The sequence below is a fragment of the Nocardia sp. NPDC058705 genome, assembly GCF_042749305.1.
In the GTDB taxonomy this organism is placed as follows: domain Bacteria; phylum Actinomycetota; class Actinomycetes; order Mycobacteriales; family Mycobacteriaceae; genus Nocardia.
Map to the genome: position 1 here is coordinate 10,265 of NZ_JBHYRN010000015.1, position 4,533 is coordinate 14,797.

Consider the following 4,533-nt stretch of genomic DNA (forward strand, 5'->3'; position numbering starts at 1 on the left):
GCCCCCCCCCTAAAATTGGGGGGCTACCGGGGCCACCGCCCAAACAACCATTCTTGTTTGAACGTGTCATATTATCCCCGTTTTTTCGGGGCGGGGGCGGGTGGTCACCCCCCCCCCACCGCTGCTCCTGACGCGAGAGTAACCATGACATCAGCGGCTTCGCTCGGTGTGACCCTGTTGGCCGAGGGGTCCATCGATTTCAACGTGTCCGGGGTGATCGACCAGTTCTGGCGATTGACCGTGGACGGTCTGACCTACGGCTCGATCTACGCCTTGGTGGCGGTCGGCTACACGCTCGTCTACGGCGTGCTGCGACTGATCAACTTCGCCCACTCCGAAATCTTCATGCTCGGCATGTTCGGCACCTATGTGGGTCTGGAACTGCTCGGCTTCGCGCCGAGCGGCAATGTGTACTCCCAGGGTGTCCTGTTGACCGTGCTCTATCTGGGCGTGGCGATGCTGTTCGGCATGCTGGTCTCCGGCATCGCCGCGGTGGGACTGGAACGGATCGCCTATCGACCCTTGCGCAGGCGCGGTGCGAAGCCGCTGGCCTTCCTGATCACCGCGATCGGTATGTCGTTCGTGATCCAGGAGTTCGTCCACTACATCCTGCCCAAGATCAAGCCGGGCCTCGGCGGCTCCAACGCCCAGACCGGCATCCGGCTCGTGGAGCCGAAGGTGCAGTTCACCTTCCTCGGCGCGTCGGTCACCAATGTGGCGCTGGTGATCTTCGCCGCGGCCGTCGTGCTCGCGGTGACCACCGAAATCGTCATCAACAGAACCAAATTCGGCCGTGCCATCCGCGCGGTGGCCCAGGATCCCGACACCGCCACCCTGATGGGTGTCTCGCGCGAGCGCGTCATCGTGCTGACCTTCCTCATCGGCGGTCTGCTGGCCGGTGCTGCCGCGATGCTGTACACGCTCTACATTCCCACCGGCATCATCTTCTCCGGCGGGTTCATCCTCGGCATCAAGGCGTTCAGCGCCGCGGTGCTCGGCGGTATCGGCAACCTGCGTGGCGCGCTGCTGGGCGGGTTGATCCTCGGTGTGGCCGAGCAGTACGGGTCGATCCTGTTCGGCACCGAATGGCGTGACGTGGTCGCGTTCGTGCTGCTGGTGACCGTGCTGATGTTCCGGCCGACCGGCATCCTCGGCGAGAGCCTGGGGAGGGCACGCGCATGACAGACATGACGAAAACTCCGAAAGCCCCGGTGGCGCCGAAGGATCGGCGTGGTGTGGGCGATGCGATCCGGGTCTGGTGGGACGGGCTCTCGCGTCCGGCGCAGTGGGCGGTCGGCGTGCCGATCATCGCCGTGCTCGCCCTGCTGCCGCTGTTCCCGCCGCCGCTGCTCGACACCCCCGGGGTGAGCTTCGGCGGTGTGATGGCGCAGTTCGCGATGTACGCGTTGATCGCCATCGGCCTCAATGTCGTGGTGGGCCAGGCCGGTCTGCTCGACCTCGGCTACGTCGGCTTCTACGCCGTCGGCGCCTATACGGTCGGCCTGCTGACCAGCCCGAACAGTCCGTGGAACCAGACCGACGCCGACGGGTGGCTCACCTCCGGCTGGGCCTGGCTGGCCTGCCTGCCGATCGCGGTCGCGCTCACGGCGCTGGCCGGGCTGATCCTCGGCGCGCCGACCCTGCGACTGCGCGGTGACTACCTCGCGATCGTGACGCTCGGCTTCGGCGAGATCGTGCGCCTGATGGCCGACAACCTGGGCGATCTCACCAACGGCAGCCTCGGGCTGTCCAAGATCGCCTACCCCGAGGTCGGTGAATCCGAGGCGCACCCCGGCGGGTACTTCTCCCCGGGCAATCTCGGCGACACCAGCAGCTGGAACCCCTTCGAACGGGCGAGCAACGGCACCTGGTGGTTCTGGCTCGGCATGATCTTCGTGATCGTGGTGCTGCTGATCATCGGCAACCTGGAACGCAGCCGGGTCGGCCGCTCCTGGGTCGCCATCCGCGAAGACGAGGACGCCGCCGAGATCATGGGCGTGCCGACCTTCAAGTTCAAGCTGTGGGCGTTCGTGATCGGCGCCTCGGTGGGCGGTCTGTCGGGTGCGATGTACGCCGGTCAGGTCACCTATGTGAACCCCAAGCAGTTCGACATCATCTTGTCGATGCTGTTCCTGTGCGCGGTCGTGCTCGGCGGTTCGGGCAACAAGCTCGGCGTGATCGTCGGCGCGTTCCTCATCGCCTACCTGCCGATGCGGTTGCAGTCGGTGCAGTTGGTGTCGAGCGAGTCGACCGGGTACCTGTTGCTCGGTCTCGATATCGCGCTGCTGATCGGCCTGTGGCTGCTGTGGCGGTGGAAGAAGGACGCGCTGGGTGTGTGGGTCCGGCGGGTGGTGATCGTCACGGTGATCGTCGCGGTGATCCTCGGCTTGCTGCTGTTCGGCAGTGTGCTGCTGTTCCGTCCGGGCGGCGCGCAGAACCTCGGTGACCTGAAGTACCTCTACTTCGGCATCGCGCTCGTGGTGATGATGATTCTGCGGCCACAGGGTCTGTTCCCCGTGCGGCAGAAGCTGCTCGCCTACGGCAGACAGGTGTACCAGGCGGTCGTGCGCAAGCCGGCGGCCGAATCGATCGGAGCAGGGCAATGACGGGGCCGGGCGCGGGAGACGCGCTGTACGACAACGAAGACATGAAGGCCGGCTACCAGCCGCCGCCCGAGGTCGAGCCGACGGGCGAGGTCGACGTCACCGCGGTGATGCCCGAACTCGCCGATGCCGAGACGGTCGCCGAGGTGGTCGCGCCGCATCGCGCGATCGAGACCGCGGTGGGCGAACCGCTGCTGCGCACCGACGGTCTGACGATGAAGTTCGGTGGTCTGACCGCGCTCGACGGGGTCAGTTTCGAGATCCGCCGCGGCGAGATCCTCGGTCTGATCGGCCCGAACGGCGCGGGCAAGACCACCTGCTTCAACGCCATCACCGGCGTGTACAAACCCACCTCGGGCAGCGTGCACTTCGACGGCAAGCCCCTCGCTAAAACCAAGCGCAACGAGATCACCCGGATGGGTATCGCGCGCACATTCCAGAACGTGCGGCTGTTCGGCGAAATGACGGCGCTCGAGAACGTGGTCGTCGGTACGGACGCTCGCCACACCACCTCGGTCCCCGGCGCGATCTTCCGCACGCCGAAGTTCAAGCGCGAGGAAAAGGACGCCATCGAGCGCGGCATGGCGCTGCTGGAGTTCGTCGGCATCGCACCGCGCGCGGTGGAGAAGGCCCGCAACCTGTCCTACGGCGATCAGCGCAGGCTCGAGATCGCGCGTGCGCTGGCCACCGAGCCCAAGCTGCTGTGCCTGGACGAACCGGCCGCCGGGTTCAACCCCAGCGAGAAGTCGGCGCTGATGGATCTGATCCGCAAGATCCGCGACGACGGCTACACCGTGCTGCTCATCGAGCACGACATGCGCCTGGTCATGGGTGTGACCGACCGGATCGTCGTGCTCGAGTTCGGCCGCAAGATCGCCGACGGCCTGCCCGCCGAAGTGCGCGAGGACCCGGCCGTGATCGCGGCCTACCTCGGTGTACCCGACGCGGACACGATCGAGGAGGTCCGCGAGGAATCGGTGGCCGCCTCGGAAGAGGGGGCGACCCCGCCGCCGATTCCGGCCACCGTGGTGGTCGAGAAGCCCAAGGGCGAGGTCGTCGTCGAGAAGGCGGCGCCGCTGCTCGAGGTGCAGGACATGGTCGTGAACTACGGCCGGATCGAAGCGCTGCACGGCATTTCGCTCTCGGTCGATCAGGGCGAACTGGTGACCCTGCTCGGTGCCAACGGCGCGGGCAAAACCACCACCATGCGGGCGCTGTCGGGCCTGCTGCCGCTCACCTCGGGCCGAATTCTGTTCCAGGGCAAAGACATCACCTCGATGAAGGCGCACGACCGAGTGGTCGAGGGTCTGATCCAGGCGCCAGAAGGTCGCGGTGTCTTCCCCGGTATGACGGTCGCGGAGAATCTCGACATGGGTTGCTACGGCAGGCCTTTCGAGAAGAAGTCCGAGTACCAGCAGACCCTGGACTGGGTCTTCGAACTGTTCCCCCGGCTGGCCGAACGTCGCAAGCAGGTCGGCGGCACGATGTCGGGCGGCGAACAGCAGATGCTCGCCATCGGCCGGGCCCTGATGGCCCGCCCGAAGCTGCTGCTGCTCGACGAACCCTCGATGGGTCTGGCGCCCATGGTGATCCAGCAGATCTTCCGGATCATCAGCGAGATCAACCGCCAGGGCACGACTGTGCTGCTCGTGGAGCAGAACGCCCAGCAGGCGCTGACCCGCAGCGATCGTGCCTACATCCTGGAAACCGGTGAGGTCACCAAGTCCGGCCCTGGTGCGGATCTGCTCACCGACCCCGCGGTCATGGCCGCCTATCTCGGCGTCGACTGAGTTATTGGAGCGCTGGCGCGCTCGAGTTCGCGCCCCCTTGTGTCCCGTCGATCAGGCACCGTTTGTCAGAGCGTAGGGGCCGACGGAGAGGGGCCTGTTAGGCGGGTGCGGGGGCCACCGCCCTCAGGGGGGGGGGGCCC

Annotated in this window: 3 protein-coding genes and 1 pseudogene; all 4 read left to right on the top strand. The window is 66.4% G+C overall.

The genetic code is table 11. The annotated features are described in order from the left end of the window. Positions 1-144: 144 nt before the first annotated feature. The 4 genes and pseudogenes from ACFW6D_RS18335 to ACFW6D_RS18350 all read left to right on the top strand — a co-directional run bounded on the left by ACFW6D_RS18335 (position 145) and on the right by ACFW6D_RS18350 (position 4,393). Positions 145-1,182 (top strand): branched-chain amino acid ABC transporter permease, encoded by a 1,038-nt coding sequence (locus ACFW6D_RS18335; RefSeq protein WP_379329584.1) that lies wholly within the window; start codon positions 145-147, stop codon positions 1,180-1,182. Further along, the gene (locus tag ACFW6D_RS18340; protein ID WP_379329586.1) at positions 1,179-2,606 is read left to right on the top strand and encodes a branched-chain amino acid ABC transporter permease; all 1,428 of its coding nucleotides are present in this window, start codon (positions 1,179-1,181) and stop codon (positions 2,604-2,606) included. The genes ACFW6D_RS18335 and ACFW6D_RS18340 overlap by 4 nt, the downstream gene beginning before the upstream one ends. Before the next feature lie 212 nt (positions 2,607-2,818). After that, positions 2,819-3,535 (top strand): annotated as a pseudogene (locus tag ACFW6D_RS18345) (ABC transporter ATP-binding protein); the annotation flags it as partial. Between the two features lie 162 nt (positions 3,536-3,697). Next, positions 3,698-4,393, top strand: a complete 696-nt coding sequence (locus tag ACFW6D_RS18350; RefSeq protein ID WP_379329815.1) for an ABC transporter ATP-binding protein — start codon at positions 3,698-3,700, stop codon at positions 4,391-4,393. Positions 4,394-4,533: the final 140 nt, after the last annotated feature.

Coding starts and splice junctions, on each gene's coding strand:
- ACFW6D_RS18335 (WP_379329584.1), top strand. CDS start 145: ATGACATCAGCGGCTTCGCTCGGTGTGACCCTGTTGGCCGAGGGGTCC.
- ACFW6D_RS18350 (WP_379329815.1), top strand. CDS start 3,698: ATGGTCGTGAACTACGGCCGGATCGAAGCGCTGCACGGCATTTCGCTC.
- ACFW6D_RS18340 (WP_379329586.1), top strand. CDS start 1,179: ATGACAGACATGACGAAAACTCCGAAAGCCCCGGTGGCGCCGAAGGAT.